The following is a 21,475-nucleotide window of genomic DNA, read 5'->3' as shown; positions in this document are numbered from 1 at the left end:
GTCATGCTCTCTGCGAATGGAAGATTCTGATGATTTCTGCCCTCGGGTCCAAGACGATGCGGTCGATGAAGCCGACGCTCGGCGATATCCTGCTCTGGCTTGCCACGGCCTTTCCGCTGATGCTCGCCATCCTGCTGATCGCAACCATGCTGACGTTGCAGCCGGCCCATGCCGAGGGAGCGGTGTCCGACAGTTGCGGCGGCAAGGATCTCATGGCCGACCTTCAGAAGACCGATCCGGCAAAATACGCCTCCATCATCGCCGCCGGCGACAAGGTGGAAAACGGCAAAGGCATCTTCTGGAAGATCGAAAAGCCCGGCCTGAAGCCATCATGGCTGCTCGGTTCCATGCATGTCTCGGATTCGCGCGTGCTCACCCTGCCGAAGGGGGCTGCAGATGCCGTTGCATCAGCCGATACGATCGTTGTTGAATCGGACGAGATCCTCGACGACAAGAAAGCCGCCGCCGCCCTCTTCGCCAATCCTTCACTCACCATGCTGACCGACGGCTCGACCATCAGCCAGCATCTGTCGCCGGAAGACAACGCCCGGCTGGAAGCAGGGCTGAAGGAGCGCGGCATTGCGCTCGCCGCCGTTTCCCGCATGCAGCCCTGGCTGATCTCGAGCTCCTTCGAGATGACGGGCTGCGAGGTTCGCCGCAAGACGGCCGGTGCGAAATTCCTCGACCAGAAACTGGCGACCGACGCCGCGGCCGAAGGCAAGAAGGTCGTCGGTCTCGAAACGCTGGCCGAGCAGGCCAAGGCCATGAGCGACCTGCCGATCGCGCTCCACCTGAAGTCGCTGATGCAGACACTCGAGCTGGGCGACAAGATCAACGACGTCAACGAAACCATGACCGGGCTCTATCTCGCCGGCAATATCGGCGCGATGATCCCGATGTTGAAGGTGATCGAACCGGACCAGAAGATCACCGACGACGATACCGCCGCCTTCGAACAGCGCATCATCCTCGACCGCAACAAGGTCATGGCCGAGCGCGCGGCACCGGTTCTCGACAAGGGCAACGCCTTCATCGCCGTCGGTGCGCTTCACCTCGTTGGCGACAAGGGTCTCGTGGCGCTGCTGCGCAAGCAGGGCTTTACGGTGACGGTGGTGAACTGACACGGCGGGCGGCACACCCACAACTACTGCTTGAGTTGGATAACTCTGTCGGTCATACTGACGCGGTGTTGTTCCGAGCCGCATCGGCATTCTTATGAGAAACAATTCCCTTGTAAGCTTTGCAGGCCACTTCAGAGGCATTGCGTCCCGTGTTGCTGCGCTGCTCCTGCTAGCCGCCCTTCTGTCCGTGCCAGCCGGTTCACCAGCGCTGGCAGATAATTCCGGGTCATGTGGCGGTAAGGATCTGCTGTTGCAATTGCGGAAGAACGATCCATCCCGCTACGGAGCGATCATCGACGACGCATCGAAAGTCGCAAACGGCTACAGCATCTTCTGGAAGATCGAAAAGCCCAGCGTCGAGCCTTCATGGCTTTTGGGCACGATGCATTCCAGCGACGAACGGGTGCTGAAACTACCGGCCGAATTTCACGATGCCTTCGACAACATCGACACTCTGGTCCTGGAGCTGAAGGAAATCGCCAATCCCAACACGATTGCGCTGGAGCTTTTGAAGCATCCGGAGCTGACGATGCTGCCGCCTCAAAAGAATCTGGATCAAATTCTGCCGCCTGAGGAGACCGCGCAGATCGCGGCCGGGCTTGCCAAAAGAGGCGTACCGATCACCTCCGTTCTGCGCATGCGCCCCTGGTTCATTTACATGACGCTCTTGGCGTGCAGCGCCCAGCAAAATGCCAATGGCCAATATGTCCTCGACAGGCAATTGGCCGTGGATGCGGAAAAGAACGGCGTGGATATCGAAGGTCTCGAAACGCCGCTCGAGCAATTCCAGGCGATGGCGGACCTCTCCGATGAGCTGACGATGAAAGGGCTTCTGGAGGCTTTTAAGCTGCCCTACAACATGAACGACATCACAGAGACCTTGGTCGGGCTCTATGTGACGGGGAATAGCGGCTTGATGAAAGCCTTCGTCGAAGGTCTTTCCGATGACAAGACGATCGACATCACTTTCATGAAGCGTATCGTCAGTGATCGCAATGAAGTGATGGCGAAGCGCATCTTGCCCTATCTCGAGAAAGGAAATGTAATGATGGCCGTGGGTGCTCTGCATCTCCCGGGCGATCATGGCGTCGTCGAGCTACTGCGCAAGCAAGGTTACACGCTGACCCCGGTCAATTGACCGCCCGCATGCGCTTGCCGAAATCGGCAAGCATCGTCGCGACGATCAGACGGTGGAACGGCGCAATCAGCGCGATATAGATCCGGCCGAGCAATATCTTACGCCTGACGAGTGTCGTGGCGTCGACAAGCCGGCGCCCCTGCTCGTCCTCCCGCACGTCGATGACGACCCGAAAATCGAGATGCTTGTCATCGAAACCGAGTACGACCTGATCGTCGGACTGGCTGACGACAGGAAAGAAGCCGATCCTTTCCAGCCCATCAGCCTGGTGGCTCCGGGTGGATCTCAATCCAAACGGGCCGGTCGCCGCGTCGCGCAGGCGCAGCAGAAGCCGCACCCACAATGGAAAGCGGCTGAGCATGGAGTGTGCTGCGACAATGGCCGTGAGATCCGACTTCGGAACCTGCAGTTCATAGCAATCCGCCCAATCCGCACCCGGCAATGCGGGATGCGGCATGTGCGGCTTCATCATGAGGGGCCTTACTGACATCGTTTCATCCGTCGATCTGCATCCCATGCAATCTAGCATAGGCTGCAAGCCAACCCGATTCGCAAATGCCAGCTGCGGCAATTTGGCCAGCGGATCGCCGCCTAGAGCGGTTCAGCTTTTCACGGAATCTCTGAGCCGCTCTATTCCTTTGTTTCACGCAATTCCGGACGGAAAACCGCTACGCACTTTTCCTGGAATTGCTCTGGAGCGTGATGCCGAAAAGTGTAGGCGGTTTTCGGACGACATCACGCTCTACTTCTTTGATGCTAGAGCGGATTCAGATTTTAGGTCGAACAGACCTAAAATCATTCGGCTCTAGCGAACCGCGGATCCGGTGGTCGGCAATATCTTCAGCCGCCAGGATGTGCCCGGCTTCAGATAGGTCGCCGCGATGGCACGGACATCCTCGGCGGTCACGGCCTCATAGCCGCTGATGCTCCTGCGAATACGGTCGAGGCGCCGAGGGTCCCTCTGGGCATCGCGAAGATTCTGGACCCAATAGCCGTTGCTCTGCTGCGAGCGCTTCACCCCTTCGATGATCGGCACCTTGGCCCGCGTCAGCTCATCGGGTGAAACATCTCCATTGCCGAGATCGGCGGCGATCTTGTCCACCAGCTCGAAGAAATGATCCACCTTGGCGGGCGTGGTTTCGACATAGAGATAGGCAAAACCATAGCCGGGGATCGATCTCGACAGATCGACTTCGCCCTGAGGGCTGTAGGTCGCTCCCTCGGCGATGCGGAACTGGTCGACCAGACGATTCTGCAGGATCGCCCCAGCGACATTGGCGGCGGCGGCTCTCGGCAGATCCGAAAGAAAATCGCCGATCGGGATGGCGACGGCAGCACCCGCGCTGTCGCTGCGCCCGTCATGAAGCCGAACGACCGGATCGGCCGTCGGTGCGGGAAAATGCACGCCGGAACCGTCGTTCTGCTTCTCTCCGTCGCCGCGGACGGCCAAGGCGCCAAAGGTCTGCGCCGTCAAGCGAATGGCATCGTCAACCGTGACATCACCGGCAATGATGACCTCGATCGGTCCCTTCGAAAGAGATGGCTGAAGGAGGCCTTCGAAATCCTCGGGCTTCGCATCGACCAGCTGCGTCCGATCCGGGAACGCCCAGCGCGGATCGTTGGAATGCAAGAGGCCGGAAAGATCGCGACCGACCACGCTGCCCGGCGTTGCCTGAAGCTGGGGAAGCATGTTCAGATAGGCCTGCTGAACCCGCTTGAAGACATCGGGGCGATAGGCCGGATCGGCGACATAGGCCGTCAGCAGCTGCAATTGCGTCTGCAGGTCGCTCGGCCGCGTCGTGCCCTCGAATTTGAAAGCGGCGTCCTGAATGGCGAAATCGATGCCAACGGTTTTGGCAGCGAAGGCCTTCTGCATATCGTCATAGCTGATGGCCTTCAGGCCGGATAACGGCAGCGCCGGTGCCGCCCAGATCGGCGACGGTCGATCACTCGGCAGGTCCAGCCGGCCAAGGCCGACTTCGGCCCGCACCAAAACCTCGTCGGCGCGATACTTGGTCGGCTTGACAGTCAGGCGGACGCCATTGGCAAAACGGACCATCGTAACGCCGAGATCATCGACCGTGCGGCGCTCGACGACATCGCCCGGCTTGCCGAAATCGGTATAGGGCCATGCGACCGAAGCCGTATGTTCCGGGGCCTTGACTGCCACGGCACGCGAATCGGCATAGGCCTTTCCGACAGCGGCATCCCCGCCCTCGGGCATTTGCGGGATTTGTAGCACCAGCTGCGGACCATTGTCGGCAAAGACGCGCTGCAGAGCCTGGTTGACCTCATCTGCGCTCAGGTCTTTCATCGCGACATCAAACAGCGCCAGATCTTCCGCAGGCGAGGTAAAAACCATGTTCTCGCCGACACTCCAGTTGAGCGAACCGGCAATGTCGGGGCTCGTGCGCGTCGCGGCGCCGCTCGCGGCCGCCTGCAGCATCGAGCGAGTTTCGGCTATTTCACGGTCGATCTCACTTTGATCGACGCCGAACTGCGCAATGCGCCGTTGCTCCTGATCGATAGCCGCAAGGGCGACTTGCCAGTTAGTGGGATCGCTGTCGGCGGCAACCATCGCGACATGGGCTGATTTCAGCAGATCCTGCGCACCGGCCTGCGCGCTGACGAAAGGCGGATTGGGCTGCTGCGCCAGAAGGGATAGGCGCCGGTTGAGAACAGCGAGGCCAATATCCTCCACCAGCTGCGCACGGCGCTTGGCAGCGATATCCGGCGAAGCGTCGTAGGGTCGCGTCCAGGCAAGCTGCACGCGGGTCGCACCACCAGGTACGACGACCGTGCCGACGCGCTCTCCATGACTTTGGAGAGTGCCGAGATCAGGGTCTGCGGGTGCAGGCGCAGCGGCGGCCCAATTGCCGAACCGGTTGCGGATATCGGCTTCGATGGCGGCCGCATCGATATCCCCCACCACGATCAAGGCGGCGCGATCGGGGCGATAATAGGTGCGATAGAAGTCCCGCAGCAGATCGACGGGCGCATTGCCGATGATATCGGTCTTGCCGATGGGCGAGCGTTGCGGCACACGTTGACCCGGCAGCAATTGAGCGAGGAAACCGGTCCCGCCACGATATTGCGGCGTATCGCGCAGCTTCTCTTCCGAAAGGATGACACCGCGTTCGCGGTCGAAGGCGCCGGCATCGAGCGTCAGCTCGCTCGCCGTCTCGCGCATCAGCATCAGGCCGGTGGAAACCGTCTCCGCATCGGCTTCAGGCAGATCCAGCGCATAGACGGTTTCGCCATAGCTCGTGGAGGCATTGGTATCCGCGCCGAATGCCAGACCCAGGCGCTGGAGGGTGCGCACCATCTCGCCTTCCGGCACATGGGTCGATCCCTTGAAGGCCATATGCTCAAGGAAATGCGCCAGGCCCTGCTGATCGTCACGCTCCTGCAGCGAGCCGGCGCCGATGCGGAAGCGGATCGCCACCTGCCCGGCCGGCGTCGCATTGTGCATGACGGCAAACCGCATACCGTTCGGCAAGGTGCCGAAACGTATCCCCTGCTCTACAGGCAGATCGCTTGCCGCCTGCGGCCAGTTCGCGGCCGGCGCTTCGGCCATGGCCGGCGCTGCAACGATCGCGAGGGATGCGAACGTCACTGCAATGAAGAGTTTTAAGGATGCGCGAACGGATAGGATCTGGCGTGACATGCTTGCTTTTTTGGTGAGAACCGATTGGATGATGCGATGCACGGGAGCTCCGTACATCGCATCATCAGGCAAGCATTGCAATCCCGGCGCTTGTCTTGCCGGGATCGTCCGATCTTACATATGGATCGGCTTGAAGAAGGTCGCAAGTGCTGCTTCCTTCACGGCTTCCGACATGGTGGGATGCGCATGGCAGGTGCGGCCGAGGTCTTCCGACGAACCACCGAATTCCATCAGCACGGCAATCTCGTGGATCATTTCGCCGGCACCGAAGCCAACGATATGGCCGCCGAGAACGCGATCCGTTTCCTTGTCGGCCAGGATCTTGACGAAGCCGTCCGTCGCCAGCATGGCGCGTGCGCGGCCATTGGCCGAGAACGGGAACTTGCCGACCTTGTAGGCGATGCCCGCGGCCTTCAGCTCTTCCTCGGTCTTGCCGACGGAGGCGACTTCCGGCTGGGTGTAGACGACGCTCGGGATGACGTCGTAGTTCACATGGCCGGCCTGGCCGGCGAGGATTTCTGCAAGCGCAACGCCTTCGTCTTCCGCCTTGTGCGCGAGCATCGGACCCTTCACGACGTCGCCGATGGCGTAGATGCCAGCGACGTTGGTCTTGAAGTGACCGTCGATCTCGACGCGGCCGCGATTGTCGAGCGCGACACCAGCTTCCTCGAGACCGAGGCCGGCCGTGTACGGCTTGCGGCCAGTGGCGACGAGCACGACATCGGCATCGAGCACGACCTTGTCGCCGCCCTTGACCGGTTCGAAGGTGACCTTGGCGCCGGTGCCGGTTTTTTCCACGCCGACCACCTTGGCGCCGAGATGGAACTCAAGACCCTGCTTGGCCAGCATACGCTGGAACTGCTTGGAGACTTCGCCGTCCATGCCGCCGAGGATGGTGTCGAGATATTCGACGACGGTGACCTTGGCGCCGAGACGCGACCAGACCGAGCCGAGCTCGAGGCCGATGACGCCGCCGCCGACCACGATCATCTTGCCCGGCACCTTGTCGAGCGCGATGACGCCGGTCGACGAGATGATGACCTTCTCGTCGATCTCAAGCGGCACGCCCGGAATGCCGGCAACGTCGGAGCCGGTGGCGATGACGATGTTCTTGCCTTCGATCTCGGTCACCTTGCCGTCATCGGCGGTGACGGAAACTTTGCCGGCCGAAACGATCTTGCCGGTGCCCTGGAAGGCATCGATCTTGTTCTTCTTGAAGAGGAAGGCGACGCCGTCGACATTCGACTTCACGGTCGCGTCCTTGTGCGCCAGCATCTTTTCAAGATTGAGTTTCGGTGCGGCGACCTCGATGCCGAGTACATCCATGCCATGGCCGGCATGATGGAACACTTCGGAAGCGTGCAGCAGCGCCTTGGACGGAATGCAGCCGACGTTGAGGCAGGTGCCGCCATAGGTCGCGCGCTTTTCGACGACCGCGACCTTCAGGCCGAGCTGCGCTGCCTTGACTGCGCAGACATAGCCGCCGGGGCCGGTTCCGATAATGATCACATCGTAGGACATGTCTTAATTTCCTTGTTTTCTATCTTTGTTAGAGCATGATGCCGAAAAGTGTGAGCGGTTTTCGGGCGACATCATGCTCTACTTCTTTGATTCTAGAGCGGATTCAGATTTTAGATCGCTTCGATCTAAAATCATCCGGCTCTAATCGGCCGCCCGCGCCAGGGCGAGGCGGATGCCGAAGCCGACGAGCGCCGCTCCGGTGATGCGATTGAACCATTTGCCTGACGCGATGAAACGATCGCGCACCGGCTTGACGGTGAAGAAGGTGGAGACGCCGGCAAACCAGGCGACAAGCGCCGTCGCCATGCCGATGCCGTAGCTGAACTGGATGAGCGCTGGCGTATCGTGATGAACGAGCGTCGAAAACAGCGACAGGAAGAACAGCACCGGCTTCGGATTAAGGGCATTGGTGACAAAACCCGTCGCCAGGCAGCGCCAGACGGAAACCGGCTTGCGGTCCTCGTCGGTGATCTCGACGTCCTTTACCTTGAAGCCCGGCTGGCGGAACGACTTGATGCCGAGATAGACGAGGTAGAGAACACCGGCCCATTTGATCAGGCTGAAAAGCATCAGCGACTGCGACACGATCAGGCCGAGCCCGAGAATGGTGTAGCTGATATGGAAGAGCAGCGAGAAGCCCATGCCGAGCCCGGTCATCATGGCGGCGCGGCGGCCATGCACGATGCTCTGGCGCAGAATGACGGCGAAGTCGGCGCCGGGAACGACGATGAAGATCGAGAACACCGCCATCAGGCCGAGAAATTCGAGAATATACTGCATCTTGTCGACCCTTTCCGATCAGCGACCGCCGCTCACATTGAGGATGGAGCCCGTTATATAGGATGCGTGCGGGCTCAGAAGATAGAGGATGGCATCCGCTACTTCGTCCGCCGTACCGGGCCGCTGCATTGGAATAAGGGGGCTCATGTCGCGCGCCCGGTCGGGTAGTCCGCCGGACGCATGAATATCGGTATCGATGATGCCTGGGCGCACCGCATTCACGCGGATGCCCTCGGTCGCGACTTCGCGCGCCAAACCGAGCGTGAAGGTGTCGATCGCGGCCTTGGATGCGGCATAGTCGACATATTGACCGGCGGAGCCGAGGATCGCAGCCATGGATGATACATTGACGATCACACCACCCTTGCCGCCATGCCGGGTCGACATGCGAAGCACGGCCTGACCGGCGCAAAGGATCGAACCGGTCACATTGATGCGGAACATACGATCGAGCCGCTCCGATGTCATTTCATCGACACGCTGCACACTATCGACAATGCCGGCATTGTTGACGAGCCCGTCGATGCGGCCGAAATGCGCGTCGACCTTGGCAAAGATGGCCTTGATATCCTCGGGCTTGCCGACATCGCCGGCAATCGCAATCGCCTCGCCGCCAGCGTCGACGATTGTCCCAACCACGGCCTCGGCCGCATCCTTGTTGGACGCATAGTTGACCGCCACGGCCCAGCCATGCTGTGCGGCGGCAAGGCAGACTGCGGCACCGATGCCGCGGCTGCCGCCGGTCACGAGAAGAACAGGTGCATCGTCGGTCATTGATTGCATCCTTTCAAGCTAAGGACATCCCAGGGTGCGACGGTCGCCTTGCCCTTGCCCCAGAGGGACGACTTCTGGATCGAAGGGCCGAGCGCCGGGAGAAAAAGCCGGTCCGCCGCGCTCTCGCCTTCCGCCGGCAGTGCACGGATATGGCCTTTCAGATCCGAGGCATAGACCATGCCTTGCCATACGGTGCAGGCTCTGAGATCCGCTCCTGTCACATCCCCTTCGGGGCACTCGAACATGATCCGCCCATCGGCGCGCAATTGATCATCGCTACGCATGACGACGCCCTCGGCGACGAGAGCGGTATTGCGCACGGCAAGCTTGAACTTGTTGCTGACAGCGGATTCCGAATCCATGGGTTCGAAGCGCAGCTCGTAGGCATTGTCCATATCGACATAGACGGCCTTTTCCTGCACGCATTCTTCCGCGTAGGCAGGCATGGGATTGACCGCGCAGGCCAGCGTTATCAAGGGCATCGAGGCCAGTCGTGCCATCATATTCTGAGCCGGCATGATCATTGCCCTCCCGGCTCATGCCGGCCATCGGCATTCTCGGTCACGCCGAAATCGGTGAAGAGTACAAGCGGCCGGCCACTGGCATCGAGCCCCCAGAAAACCGGATAGAAGCCGTCGCCCCAGCCGCTCCAGAAGATCGCAACATTGCCGCGCTTGCCCGATACCGGCCGATGCATGACGTAGTTGTCGCTGTTGGCGCTCAGTTCGGACGCCAGAACATCATCATAGTAATTGACGTCGGACGACGCCTTCTCCGCCTGGACCTGCTTTTCGCGCTGCTGGATCAGCGCATAGGTCTCGGCATCCATGTAGCAACCGAGACCGGCATCGACCGGATAGCCGAAGAACTCGTCGTTCTTCAGCGAATTGATATCCTGGCCCGGGATCAGGGCGAGCTCCCAGCGCACCGGCTTGCCCTCGGCAAAGCGCATGCTGGCAGCAGCGATGCGGCCGAAAGCTTGATAGAGCGTGACGGGATAATCGCCGGGGGGAACTGCCCGGACAAGCGCGGGACGATCAGGCCCGACAAGGGGGTCGCTGGCAACGACGCGCCCGGAGGTCAATTCCACATTGCCGATGCGCAGGATGTTGATCGAGCGAGCGGCAAGATCGGCGTCGCCAAGCGACGCCAGATCCAAATTGCTGCTGAGCTTGGAAATGTCGAGCGCGATCGCGCCGGCGGCCGATGGCACCCATGCGGCGACGGCGCACAACAATCCGCGCAGCGTCCGCATGGGCCATGTCGACATGATCCAACGCTCCCCTTAGAGATCGAGAACGAGACGTTCCGGATCTTCCAGGCTTTCCTTGACGCGGACGAGGAAGGTAACCGCTTCCTTGCCGTCGACGATACGGTGATCGTAGGAGAGTGCCAGATACATCATCGGGCGGATGACGACCTGACCGCCGATGGCGACCGGACGCTCCTGGATCTTGTGCATGCCGAGAATGCCCGACTGCGGTGCATTCAGGATCGGCGAGGACATCAGCGAACCGTAGACACCGCCATTGGTAATGGTGAAGGTGCCGCCCTGCATGTCGGCCATCGCCAGTGTGCCGTCGCGAGCAGCCTTTGCCAGACGGCCAAGCTCCTTCTCGACTTCCGCGATCGACATCTGATCTGCATCGCGGATCACGGGAACGACAAGACCCTTGTCGGTGCCGACAGCCATGCCGACGTGGCAGTAGTTCTTGTAGATGATGTCGGTGCCGTCGATCTCGGCGTTGACAGCCGGGAGTTCCTTCAGCGCATGCGTGACGGCCTTGGTGAAGAAGCCCATGAAGCCGAGCTTCACGCCATGCTTCTTCTCGAAGATGTCCTTATACTTGTTGCGCAGGTCCATGACGGCCTTCATGTCCACCTCGTTGTAGGTGGTGAGCATGGCGGCGGTATTCTGTGCATCCTTGAGGCGCTTGGCGATCGTCTGGCGCAGGCGGGTCATTTTGACGCGCTCTTCGCGGTTGACGTCCTCAACGGCGGTCGGGGCGCGGACGGCAACCGGAGCAGCAGGTGCGGCGGCAGGAGCCGAGGCAGCCTTGGCGACAGCAGCGATGACATCCCCCTTCAGGACCTGGCCGCGCTTGCCGCTGCCTTCGACCTGATCGGCGGAGAGATTGTTTTCAGCAAGCAGCTTACCGGCAGCCGGTGCCGGCGGCATGGAAGAGGCCGGAGCGGAAACGGCGGGGGCGGCAACCGGTGCAGCAGCGGCAGGCGCAGCAGCCTGGGCCGGAGCGGCGGCAGCGCCGTTGCCGGCGGAGATCTGGCCGAGCAGCGCGCCGAGACCTACGGTTTCGCCGGCCTGGGCAACGATTTCGGAGAGCGTGCCAGCGGAAGGCGCCGGAACTTCGATCGTCACCTTGTCGGTTTCAAGTTCGAGAAGCGGCTCATCGGCCTTGATGGCATCGCCGACCTTCTTGAACCAGGTACCGACGGTCGCTTCGCTGACGGATTCGCCGAGGGTAGGAACGCGGATTTCAGTAGCCATTGTTCAAATCCTGATTTTTCGTCTTTATGAGTTGGATGGAATTCCGGCGACAGATGGCCGGGGGACGGGTGATGCGCCGCGGCGCAAGCGCCCGAACGACCATAGCGGTCGACCGGACATTTGCTTGATTGCGGCGATAGGCGGCATGTTGCTGCATGGCGTCCATCTTCTCCCCCGTCGCATCATGCGGAAGGCTGGGGTGCGACGCCGCGATTTTCAAACGAAAACGCGTCATCGCGCAACCCCTCAACCGCCGAGCGCGTCCTCGAGGAACGCAGCAAGCTGCGACAGATGCTTGGACATCAGGCCCGTCGCCGGAGAGGCGGCGGCCGGACGGCCGGTGTAGCGAACGCGCTGGTACTTGGCATCGATATGGGCAAGCACCCATTCCAGGTATGGATCGATAAAGGACCATGCGCCCATGTTCTTCGGCTCTTCCTGGCACCAGACCATCTCCGCATTGCGGAAGCGGCTGAGCTCGTTGATGAGCGCCTTGGCCGGGAACGGATAGAGCTGTTCGATACGCAGCAGGTAGATATCGTCGATGCCGCGCTTCTCGCGCTCTTCCAGGAGGTCGTAATAGACCTTGCCCGAGCAGATGACGACGCGACGGATCTTGTTGTCCTTCTGCAGCTTGATCGGGCTGTCCTTGATCAGTTCGGCATCGTCCCACAGCAGACGGTGGAACGAGCTTTCGCCGGCCATTTCCGCGAGCGTCGACACGGCGCGCTTGTGGCGCAGCAGCGACTTCGGCGTCATCAGGATCAGCGGCTTGCGGAAGTCGCGCTTCAGCTGACGGCGCAGGATGTGGAAGTAGTTCGCCGGCGTCGTGACATTGGCGACCTGCATGTTGTCCTCGGCGCAGAGCTGCAGATAGCGTTCGAGGCGGGCAGAGGAGTGCTCCGGACCCTGACCTTCATAGCCATGCGGCAGCAGGCAGACGAGGCCGGACATGCGCAGCCACTTGCGTTCGCCCGACGAGATGAACTGGTCGAAGACGACCTGCGCGCCGTTGGCGAAGTCGCCGAACTGGGCTTCCCAGAGGGTCAGTGCGTTCGGACGAGCGAGCGAATAGCCGTATTCGAAGCCGAGAACCGCTTCTTCCGACAGCATCGAGTTGATGACTTCGTAGCGGGCCTGGGTCGGCGACAGGTTTGCGAGCGGGATGTAGCGCTCTTCGGTCTCCTGATCGTAGAGAACCGAATGACGCTGCGAGAACGTTCCGCGTTCGCAGTCCTGACCGGACAGGCGGATCTTGTGACCATCGACGACGAGCGAACCGAATGCCAGGGCTTCCGCCATGGCCCAGTCGATACCTTCGCCCGTCTGCACCATGTTGGCGCGGTTTTCCATGAAACGCTGGATAGTGCGGTGCGCATGGAAGCCAGCCGGGATTTCCGACAGCTTGCGGCCGATTTCCTTGAGCGACTTCATCGGCACAGCGGTCTTGCCGCGGCGCTGTTCGTCGGCATTGTCGGCCGTGTGCAGACCGGACCACTCGCCGTCAAGCCAGTCGGCCTTGTTCGGCTTGTAGGACTGGCCGGCCTCGAACTCCTGCTCGAGATGGGCACGCCAGTCAGCCTTCATCTTTTCGACTTCGCCTTCAGTCAACACGCCTTCGCCGACCAGCCGCTGCGAGTAAAGCTGCAGGACCGTGCTGTGTGCACGGATGACCTTGTACATGTTCGGCTGCGTGAAGGATGGTTCATCGCCTTCGTTATGGCCGTAGCGGCGATAGCAGAACATGTCGAGAACCACAGGCTTGTGGAACTTCATGCGGAATTCGGTCGCGATCTTCGCCGCATAGACGACGGCTTCCGGATCGTCACCGTTGACGTGGAAGATCGGCGCTTCGATCATCTTTGCAACGTCGGACGGATAGGGCGACGAGCGCGAGAAGGCCGGATTGGTGGTGAAACCGATCTGGTTGTTGATGATGACGTGCATCGTGCCGGCAACGCGATGACCGCGCAGACCGGAGAGGCCGAGGATTTCGGCAACGACACCCTGGCCGGCGAAAGCCGCGTCGCCATGGATGAGCAGCGGCACGACCTTGGCACGCTCGGAAAGCGGGATGATGTCGCCGTCCCACTGGGTGGCGCCCATGTCCTGCTTGGCGCGGGCCTTGCCCATGACGACCGGGTTGACGATTTCGAGGTGCGACGGGTTTGCCGTCAGCGAGACGTGCACCTTGGCGCCGTCGAAATCACGGTCCGAAGAGGCGCCGAGATGGTACTTCACGTCGCCCGAACCTTCGACTTCGTCAGGCGCATAGGAACCGCCCTTGAACTCGTGGAAGATGGCGCGGTGCGGCTTGCCCATGACCTGGGACAGCACGTTCAGACGGCCGCGATGGGCCATGCCGAACACGGCTTCCCGCAGACCGAGCTGGCTGCCGCTCTTCAGGATCTGTTCGAGCGCCGGGATCAGCGATTCGCCACCATCGAGGCCGAAGCGCTTGGTGCCCTTGAACTTGACGTCGAGGAACTGCTCGTAGCCTTCGGCTTCGATGACCTTCTGGAGGATGGCCTTCTTGCGTTCGGGATTGAACGCAATGCCCTTGTCCGGCCCTTCGATGCGTTCCTGAATCCAGGCCTTTTCCTCCGGATTGGAGATGTGCATGAATTCGACGCCGAGGGTGGAGCAGTAGGTACGCTCGAGAATCTCGATCATCTCGCGAATGGTTGCGAATTCGAGGCCGAGTACGTTGTCGATGAAGATCTTGCGGTCGAAGTCGGCCTCGGTGAAGCCATAGGCTTCCGGCGACAGCTCCTTGTAGTCTTCGACCGGTGCGGCGATGCCGAGCGGATCGAGCTTGGCATGCAGGTGGCCGCGCATGCGATAGGCGCGGATCATCATGATGGCGCGAACGCTATCGCGCGTCGCCTGCAGGACGTCGGTCGCGCTGGCCGGCGTACCGGCGGTTTCGGCCTTCGCCTTCAGTTTGGTTTCGATAACCTTCTCGACAACGCCCCAGTCGCCATCGAGCGCGGAGACCAGATCGCCCTTTGCCGGGATCGGCCAGTTCTTGCGCTGCCAGGAGGCGCCCTTGGCTGCCTTCTTCACATCGTCGGGGCTATCCTCGAGCGCCTTGAAGAAAGACCGCCATTCGTCGGAAACCGATGAAGGATCGTCCTCATAGCGCGCGTAGAGCTGCTCGATATAGGCAGCATTGGCGCCATCCAGGAACGAGGTGATCTGAAATTGCTCGTTGGCTTCTTGCCTTGCCATGGTGAATCTGCGGGCGCTCTCGCCCGTCTCCCAACTTGTTTGCATTGCCGGTTTTCGGGTCCCCGGCGACCGTATTTCGTTCGCGGCCGCCACGGCCACAGGTATGCACTTGCGAGTATCGAAACCGGACGGGACAAGGCAGCTGCCACCCCGTCCGGCCTTGCTATGGGTAGGCTCAGCCCTTCAGGACTTCCACCAGCGTCTTGCCGAGACGCGCCGGCGACGGCGACACGCGGATGCCTGCCGATTCCATCGCCGCGATCTTGTCTTCCGCGCCGCCCTTGCCGCCGGAGATGACGGCGCCGGCATGGCCCATCGTGCGGCCGGGAGGTGCCGTGCGGCCGGCGATAAAGCCGACCATCGGCTTCTTGCGGCCCTTCTTGGCTTCGTCCTTGAGGAACTGTGCGGCGTCTTCTTCAGCCGAGCCGCCGATTTCGCCGATCATGATGATCGATTTGGTTTCGTCGTCGGCGAGGAACATTTCCAGGATATCGATGAATTCGGTGCCCTTGACCGGGTCGCCGCCGATGCCGACAGCCGTCGTCTGGCCGAGGCCTTCATTGGTGGTCTGGAATACGGCCTCATAGGTCAGCGTGCCGGAACGCGAGAGAACACCAACGGAGCCCTTCTTGAAGATGGAGCCCGGCATGATGCCGATCTTGCATTCGTTCGGGGTCAGAACGCCAGGGCAGTTCGGTCCGATCAGGCGCGACTTCGACTTGATCAGACGGTCCTTGACCTTGACCATGTCGGCAACCGGAATGCCTTCCGTGATGCAGACGATGAGCGGGATCTCGGCTTCGATCGCTTCGAGAATAGCAGCCGCAGCACCCGCCGGCGGCACGTAGATGACCGAGGCGTTGGCGCCGGTGGCGTCCTTGCCTTCGGCAACGGACTTGAAGATCGGCAGCTTTTCGCCGTCCTTACCGGTCCAGGTTTCACCGCCCTTAGAAGGGTGGATACCGCCGACCATCTTCGTGCCGTGATAGGCAAGCGCCTGTTCGGTGTGGAAGGTACCGGTCTTGCCGGTCAGGCCCTGAACCAGAACCTTGGTGTCTTTGTTGATGAGAATAGACATGCGAGGCCTTTGTTACGAGAGGTTGGAAGACGCGGAGGCAACGCGGCGATATGAGCCGCTGACGACCTCCTGCCATGTATCGCTGCCGGCGGGCGAGAACGTGACGCCCATGCGGTAGCAGTCTTCATTTTCGAACTGGAAGAGAGTGCGTTGCGCACCGCGCGGCGAGACCTTGGTCAGGACAAGCTTGTCGTCGATCCACTCGCCGGAGGCCGGCGAGGCGGGCACGAAGCCCACCGTATCGAACTGATAGAGCTTGTAGGCCTGATCCGCAGCGTCGAAGCCGAGAATGTTCCGGGCTTCGAATGATGTGCTGCCGTCCCGCGTCTGCACGTAGCGCTGTTCGACGAAAAATCCGCCGAACAGACACTCGGCCGTGAGGCGCGCGGTTGCCGTGCCTTCCTTCGTCCAGGCCGAAGCCGCGACATGCTCTTCCCCTTCCCAGGTGCCGGCAAAGGCACCGAGGCGGAGATGAGCAGCCGTTGGAGCGAAGGAAGCAGCCATCCCGATCAGCCCTTGACTGCCTTCACGATCTTCTGGGCGGCATCGTCCAGGTCATCTGCAGAGATGACGTTGAGACCGGATTCGTTGATGATCTTCTTGCCGAGCTCGACATTGGTGCCTTCGAGACGAACGACGAGCGGAACCTTCAGACCGACTTCCTTGACGGCTGCAAGCACGCCTTCGGCAATGACGTCACACTTCATGATGCCGCCGAAGATGTTGACCAGAATGCCCTGGACAGCCGGATCGGCAGTGATGATCTTGAAGGCTGCGGTGACCTTTTCCTTGGTGGCGCCACCGCCGACATCGAGGAAGTTCGCCGGCTCGGCACCGTAGAGCTTGATGATGTCCATGGTTGCCATGGCAAGGCCGGCGCCGTTGACCATGCAGCCGATGTTGCCGTCGAGGGCGACATAGGCGAGATCATATTCGTGCGCCTGGATTTCCTTCTCATCTTCTTCCGACGTATCGCGCAGCGCGCGGACGTCTTCATGACGGAAGAGAGCATTGCCGTCGAAGGAAACCTTGGCGTCGAGGACGCGCAGGCGGCCGTTGGTCATGACGATCAGCGGATTGACTTCCAGCAGCGCCATGTCCTTCTCGACGAAGGCCTTGTAGAGGATCGGGAAGAGCTTGGCAGCGTCTTCGCGGGCGGCACCCTCGAGCTTCAGCGCGTCGGAAAGGGCAGCCGTGTTGGCAGCCGTCACGCCCGTCGACGGGTCGATGGCGACGGTGATGATCTTTTCCGGCGTGTCGTGCGCAACGGTCTCGATGTCCATGCCGCCTTCGGTCGAAACGACGAAAGCGACCTGACCGACGGAGCGGTCGACCAGGATCGAGAGATAGAGTTCGCGGTCGATGTCGGCGCCGTCTTCGATGTAGAGGCGGTTGACCTGCTTGCCGGCCGGGCCGGTCTGCTTGGTCACCAGCGTGTGGCCGAGCATTTCCTTGGCGTTGGCGACGACGTCGTCAACCGACTTGGCGAGGCGAACGCCGCCCTTGGCGTCCGGGCCGAGTTCCTTGAACTTGCCCTTGCCGCGGCCGCCGGCGTGGATCTGGCTCTTGACGACGTAAAGCGGACCTGGAAGCTGCTTGGCAGCAGCGGCGGCTTCATCGGCGGAGAAGATGGCAACGCCGTCCGCGACGGGTGCGCCATAGGTCTTCAGCAGCGCCTTGGCCTGGTATTCATGAATGTTCATGGATTTATCCCTGTTGGAACGCGGAAATTACTTCAGCGACGGCGCGATCGTGGCGCAGGCTTCGCAAAGACCCGCAACGGCTGCGACCGACTTGTCGAAGGCTTCCTTTTCGGCCTTGTTCAGGTCGATCTCGATGACGCGTTCGATGCCGCCGGCACCGATGACGGTGGGAACGCCGACATACATGTCCTTGACGCCATACTGGCCGTCGAGGTGAGCGGCGCAAGGCAGGACGCGCTTCTTGTCCTTGAGGTAGGACTCAGCCATCGCGATGGCGGAAGCAGCCGGAGCATAATAGGCAGAGCCGGTCTTGAGCAGGCCGACGATCTCAGCGCCGCCATCACGGGTGCGCTGGATGATTTCTTCGAGGCGTTCTGCGGTGAGCCAGCCCATGGTGACAAGGTCGGTCAGCGGGATGCCGGCAACGGTGGAGTAGCGAGCGAGCGGCACCATCGAGTCGCCGTGACCACCAAGAACGAAAGCCGTGACGTCTTCGACGGAAACGTTGAATTCCTTGGCGAGGAACAGGCGGAAGCGCGAGCTATCGAGCACGCCGGCCATGCCAACGACCTTGTTGGTCGGCAGGCCAGAAAACTTCTGCAATGCCCAGACCATCGCGTCGAGCGGGTTGGTGATGCAGATCACGAAAGCGTTCGGGGCATACTTCTTGATGCCGGCGCCGACCTGCTCCATGACCTTGAGGTTGATGCCGAGAAGATCGTCGCGGCTCATGCCCGGCTTGCGGGGAACGCCGGCGGTGACGATGCAGACGTCAGCGCCTTCGATCGCGGAATAGTCGCTGGCGCCGGTGAGGTTGGCGTCGAAGCCTTCGACCGGGGAAGACTGGGCGATGTCGAGACCCTTGCCCTGAGGGATGCCGTCCGCGATGTCGAACAGGACGATGTCGCCCAGTTCCTTCAGGCCGGCGAGATGCGCCAGCGTGCCACCAATCATGCCAGAACCAATAAGTGCGATCTTGTTGCGCGCCATTTCGGTGTATCCTTTGCGATCAAAATCCGTGGCGGGACACCGTGACAGGCATCCACAATAGCCGCCAATCGCATAGACCCAAAGGTCGAAATTGGCAATTGATTATTTTGAGATCAGGAATTTCAATCGGTTAGATCGAAAATATCTTACGTAAACGTAAGATATTCTGTCACCGATTTGTTACTCGGCAGCGCGCCTGGCCGGAGTCTGGGCCAGATATTCGGCGCTGCGCATCTCGAAAAGCCGCGATGCCGTGCGGTCGAATTCGAAGCCTTCCGTCCCACGCCGCTCCTCCAGAAGATCCTCCGGCATGGCTGCGGCAGACACATAAAGACGGATATTGTGATCGTAGAGCGTGTCGATGAGAATGATGAAGCGCTTGATCTGGTTGCGCTTGTCCGGCCCGAGCCTCGGCACGCGATCGAGGAAGATCGTATCGAAACGTTCGGCGATGGCGAGGAAATCGGCTGGCCCGAGCGGCGCGTCGCAAAGATCGGCGAAGGAGAAACGCGCCATGCGTTCGACGGCGAGCGGCACGTGGATGGATCGCCCCTTCATCGGGATCTCCGCCGGCTGCGCCTTGCGGCCGTGCAGCGCCTGCATCCAGGATGCATCCATTGCCATGTCGGTGCGCTGATCGAGCGGCGTCAGATAGACGGGCTGGCTGTTCAGCTTCTCCATGCGGTAGTCGGTCGGCGAATCCAGCGTCACCACGTCGACATGCTTCTTTAAGAGATCGATGAAGGGCAGGAAGAGGCCTCGATTGAGCCCGTCGCGATAGAGATTGTCGGGCTCGACATTCGAGGTGGCGATCAACACGCAGCCGAGCGAGAACAGCTCGGAAAAAAGCCGCGACAGGATCATCGCATCGGCAATATCGGTGACGGTGAATTCGTCGAAGCACAGCAGTTCGGCTTCGGCGTAGAGATCGGCGGCAACGGGCGGTATGGGATCGGCCTGCTTCGTCTCGCCGTTCTTGAATTTCAGCCGCTGCGCCGCGATGCGATTGTGCACATCGGTCATGAACTCGAAAAAATGCGCCCGGCGCTTCTTCTGGCAGGGCGCCATCGAGAAGAACATGTCCATCAGCATGGTCTTGCCGCGGCCAACGCTGCCGTGAATGTAGAGGCCTTTGATCGCCTCGACCGACTTCTTGCGCGCGGCAAACATCCAGCCGAGCGCGCTGGATTTGGCGGCGGGCCGCTTGCGCTTGAGATCGGCGAGCACGCGGTCCAGCATTTTCGCCACATCCATCTGCGCCGAATCCACCTGAAGGGACCCGGACGCCGTCAGCGCCTTCAGCTGTTCGCAGACGCTGATCGAGTAATCTGGCATGGGCTGCATGGGGAAATATCCGCCTGTGCAAAATGGGGCGCACCCAAAGGATGCGGCCCCTTTCAAATAAGCTTATCGGCTGAGGCTGAGCGGCTGGCCGGAGGCGGTCGAACCGTCGAAACGCGAATCGGCGGTCTTGTAGACGGTGCCGATCGTGGAGCCGTCACGGTTCTTCAGCAGAACCTGCTTGCCCGAAACTTCCCACGAACCCATCGAGGTGAGCTCGCCCGCACAGCCGCGCGTACCGCCGCGCGAGCCGCTGCCGAGGTTCGTCAGCGTCAGGAACATGTCGCAGCTCGATCCGCCGTTGCTGACCTTCCAGCTGCCGACCATCGATTCCTTCGTGACATCCATGGCCGAGGCCGCCATCGCCTGCTGCTGCGCAGGATTGGCCGCATTCGGCGCGCTCGCCGGCGCTGCCGGGAATTGCGAACCGTTACCCGCGCCGGGAGGCGGAAGCTGGCTGGATTGAACCGAGGGAACAGGCTGAGCCTGCAGTGGTGCCGGAGACGAATAACTGTCGTTATTGTATGCCGTGCGCTGGCAACCGGCAAGCGACAGGCCAATCACCGCAGCCGTCACTGCATATCTAAACTGCATCATCACACTCCTGATTGATTGTCCACCGCTGACATCTGCAAAGTGATGTTTAATGATGTCCGAATTATCGTATTTCACTTTGGTTAATCAAGTCGATACCGCCACAAATTGCCGAAGGCCATAGCTGGACAAGAATCGGGTGGTTTCAAGGCTCAACCCACCGAACCAGAGGTAAAATACACGGAAGCGGCGAATTTCGACGCCCCCTGAGCATTGAGGGCGCGTCGAAAAAGATCGAAGCAGCGGGTCAGACCCGCCGTTCGACCATCATCTTCTTGATTTCGGCGATTGCCTTGGCCGGGTTCAGACCCTTCGGGCAGGTCTGCGCGCAGTTCATGATCGTGTGGCAACGATAGAGGCGGAAGGGGTCCTCGAGGTTGTCGAGGCGTTCGCCCTTGGCTTCGTCTCTGGAGTCGATCAGCCAGCGATAGGCCTGCAGGAGGACAGCGGGACCGAGATAGCGGTCGCCGTTCCACCAGTAGCTCGGACAGGAGGTCGAGCAGCAGGCGCAGAGAATGCACTCGTAGAGACCGTCGAGCTTCAGGCGGTCCTCATGGCTCTGCTTCCATTCCTTGGCCGGCGGCGGCGATACCGTCTTCAGCCAGGGCTCGATCGAGCGGTGCTGGGCGTAGAAGTTCGTCAGATCCGGCACGAGGTCCTTGACGACGGGCATGTGCGGCAGCGGATAGATCTTCACCGTGCCCTTGATCTCGTCCAGACCCTTGGTGCAGGCGAGCGTGTTGGTGCCGTCGATGTTCATCGCGCAGGAGCCGCAAATGCCTTCGCGACAGGAGCGGCGCAGCGTCAGCGTCGGGTCGATCTTGTTCTTGATGTAGAGCAGACCGTCGAGCACCATCGGGCCGCAATCGTCGACATCGATATAATAGGTATCGATGCTCGGATTCTGGCCGTCATCCGGGCTCCAGCGATAGACGCGGAATTCGCGCGTATTCTTGGCGCCGACCGGTTTCGGCCAGACCTTGCCTTCGCGCATCTGAGAGTTCTTGGGGAGAGCGAGTTCAACCATGGTC

19 protein-coding genes are annotated in these 21,475 nt (G+C 60.9%); 2 read left to right on the top strand and 17 right to left on the bottom strand.

The features are described 5' to 3' along the window. Positions 1–29 precede the first annotated feature (29 nt). The gene (locus AC13Q5_RS13225; protein WP_488501926.1) at positions 30–1,121 is read left to right on the top strand and encodes a TraB/GumN family protein; all 1,092 of its coding nucleotides are present in this window, start codon (positions 30–32) and stop codon (positions 1,119–1,121) included. Between the two features lie 250 nt (positions 1,122–1,371). After that, a complete protein-coding gene (locus AC13Q5_RS13220) occupies positions 1,372–2,259 on the top strand; it encodes a TraB/GumN family protein (protein ID WP_488501925.1) in 888 nt (295 codons plus the stop codon). On the opposite strand, the gene AC13Q5_RS13215 is transcribed toward AC13Q5_RS13220, so the two are convergent. From AC13Q5_RS13215 to AC13Q5_RS13135, 17 genes are all read right to left on the bottom strand, one after another. Next, the gene (locus AC13Q5_RS13215) at positions 2,252–2,749 is read right to left on the bottom strand and encodes a DUF2867 domain-containing protein (protein WP_488501924.1); all 498 of its coding nucleotides are present in this window, start codon (positions 2,747–2,749) and stop codon (positions 2,252–2,254) included. The genes AC13Q5_RS13220 and AC13Q5_RS13215 overlap by 8 nt on opposite strands. 315 nt (positions 2,750–3,064) lie before the next feature. Continuing rightward, positions 3,065–5,926 carry a M16 family metallopeptidase gene (locus AC13Q5_RS13210; protein ID WP_488501923.1) on the bottom strand — a complete coding sequence of 954 codons (2,862 nt, stop codon included), beginning with the start codon at positions 5,924–5,926 and terminating at the stop codon, positions 3,065–3,067. Positions 5,927–6,040: 114 nt separating this feature from the next. After that, positions 6,041–7,447 (bottom strand): dihydrolipoyl dehydrogenase, encoded by a 1,407-nt coding sequence (gene lpdA / locus AC13Q5_RS13205; protein WP_488501922.1) that lies wholly within the window; start codon positions 7,445–7,447, stop codon positions 6,041–6,043. Between the two features lie 141 nt (positions 7,448–7,588). Further along, positions 7,589–8,227 carry a LysE family translocator gene (locus AC13Q5_RS13200; RefSeq protein WP_075853681.1) on the bottom strand — a complete coding sequence of 213 codons (639 nt, stop codon included), beginning with the start codon at positions 8,225–8,227 and terminating at the stop codon, positions 7,589–7,591. Between the two features lie 18 nt (positions 8,228–8,245). Beyond that, positions 8,246–9,001, bottom strand: coding sequence for an SDR family oxidoreductase (locus AC13Q5_RS13195; RefSeq protein WP_075853680.1), 756 nt, complete (start codon positions 8,999–9,001; stop codon positions 8,246–8,248). Further along, positions 8,998–9,525: a hypothetical protein gene (locus AC13Q5_RS13190; protein WP_457880638.1), complete on the bottom strand. Its 528-nt coding sequence runs from the start codon at positions 9,523–9,525 to the stop codon at positions 8,998–9,000. The genes AC13Q5_RS13195 and AC13Q5_RS13190 overlap by 4 nt, the downstream gene beginning before the upstream one ends. Further along, a complete protein-coding gene (locus AC13Q5_RS13185) occupies positions 9,522–10,271 on the bottom strand; it encodes a DUF4241 domain-containing protein (protein WP_488501921.1) in 750 nt (249 codons plus the stop codon). Before AC13Q5_RS13185 ends, AC13Q5_RS13190 begins: the two co-directional genes overlap by 4 nt. A gap of 15 nt (positions 10,272–10,286) precedes the next feature. Beyond that, positions 10,287–11,507, bottom strand: a complete 1,221-nt coding sequence (odhB, locus tag AC13Q5_RS13180; RefSeq protein WP_488501920.1) for a 2-oxoglutarate dehydrogenase complex dihydrolipoyllysine-residue succinyltransferase — start codon at positions 11,505–11,507, stop codon at positions 10,287–10,289. Then, positions 11,497–11,673 carry a hypothetical protein gene (locus AC13Q5_RS13175; protein ID WP_488501919.1) on the bottom strand — a complete coding sequence of 59 codons (177 nt, stop codon included), beginning with the start codon at positions 11,671–11,673 and terminating at the stop codon, positions 11,497–11,499. The genes odhB and AC13Q5_RS13175 overlap by 11 nt, the downstream gene beginning before the upstream one ends. Positions 11,674–11,753: 80 nt before the next feature. Further along, positions 11,754–14,738: a 2-oxoglutarate dehydrogenase E1 component gene (locus AC13Q5_RS13170; RefSeq protein ID WP_488501918.1), complete on the bottom strand. Its 2,985-nt coding sequence runs from the start codon at positions 14,736–14,738 to the stop codon at positions 11,754–11,756. Positions 14,739–14,913: 175 nt separating this feature from the next. After that, positions 14,914–15,816 (bottom strand): succinate--CoA ligase subunit alpha, encoded by a 903-nt coding sequence (sucD, locus tag AC13Q5_RS13165; protein ID WP_075853675.1) that lies wholly within the window; start codon positions 15,814–15,816, stop codon positions 14,914–14,916. A gap of 12 nt (positions 15,817–15,828) precedes the next feature. Then, a complete protein-coding gene (locus tag AC13Q5_RS13160; protein WP_488501917.1) occupies positions 15,829–16,320 on the bottom strand; it encodes a DUF1579 family protein in 492 nt (163 codons plus the stop codon). A gap of 5 nt (positions 16,321–16,325) precedes the next feature. Further along, entirely contained in the window at positions 16,326–17,519 is a 1,194-nt protein-coding gene (gene sucC / locus AC13Q5_RS13155) for an ADP-forming succinate--CoA ligase subunit beta (RefSeq protein WP_457880642.1), read from the bottom strand. Between the two features lie 27 nt (positions 17,520–17,546). Then, positions 17,547–18,509 carry a malate dehydrogenase gene (gene mdh / locus AC13Q5_RS13150; protein ID WP_015341411.1) on the bottom strand — a complete coding sequence of 321 codons (963 nt, stop codon included), beginning with the start codon at positions 18,507–18,509 and terminating at the stop codon, positions 17,547–17,549. 180 nt (positions 18,510–18,689) lie between these two features. Then, positions 18,690–19,853: a cell division protein ZapE gene (gene zapE, locus AC13Q5_RS13145; RefSeq protein ID WP_488501916.1), complete on the bottom strand. Its 1,164-nt coding sequence runs from the start codon at positions 19,851–19,853 to the stop codon at positions 18,690–18,692. A 63-nt stretch (positions 19,854–19,916) separates the two neighbouring features. Continuing rightward, positions 19,917–20,444, bottom strand: coding sequence for a protease inhibitor Inh/omp19 family protein (locus tag AC13Q5_RS13140; RefSeq protein ID WP_075853829.1), 528 nt, complete (start codon positions 20,442–20,444; stop codon positions 19,917–19,919). A 247-nt stretch (positions 20,445–20,691) separates the two neighbouring features. Then, the gene (locus tag AC13Q5_RS13135; RefSeq protein ID WP_075853671.1) at positions 20,692–21,471 is read right to left on the bottom strand and encodes a succinate dehydrogenase iron-sulfur subunit; all 780 of its coding nucleotides are present in this window, start codon (positions 21,469–21,471) and stop codon (positions 20,692–20,694) included. Positions 21,472–21,475: the final 4 nt, after the last annotated feature.

The organism is Martinezella sp. CNPSo 3964 (genome assembly GCF_057784375.1).
This window is presented reverse-complemented; position numbering and strand designations above follow the sequence as displayed.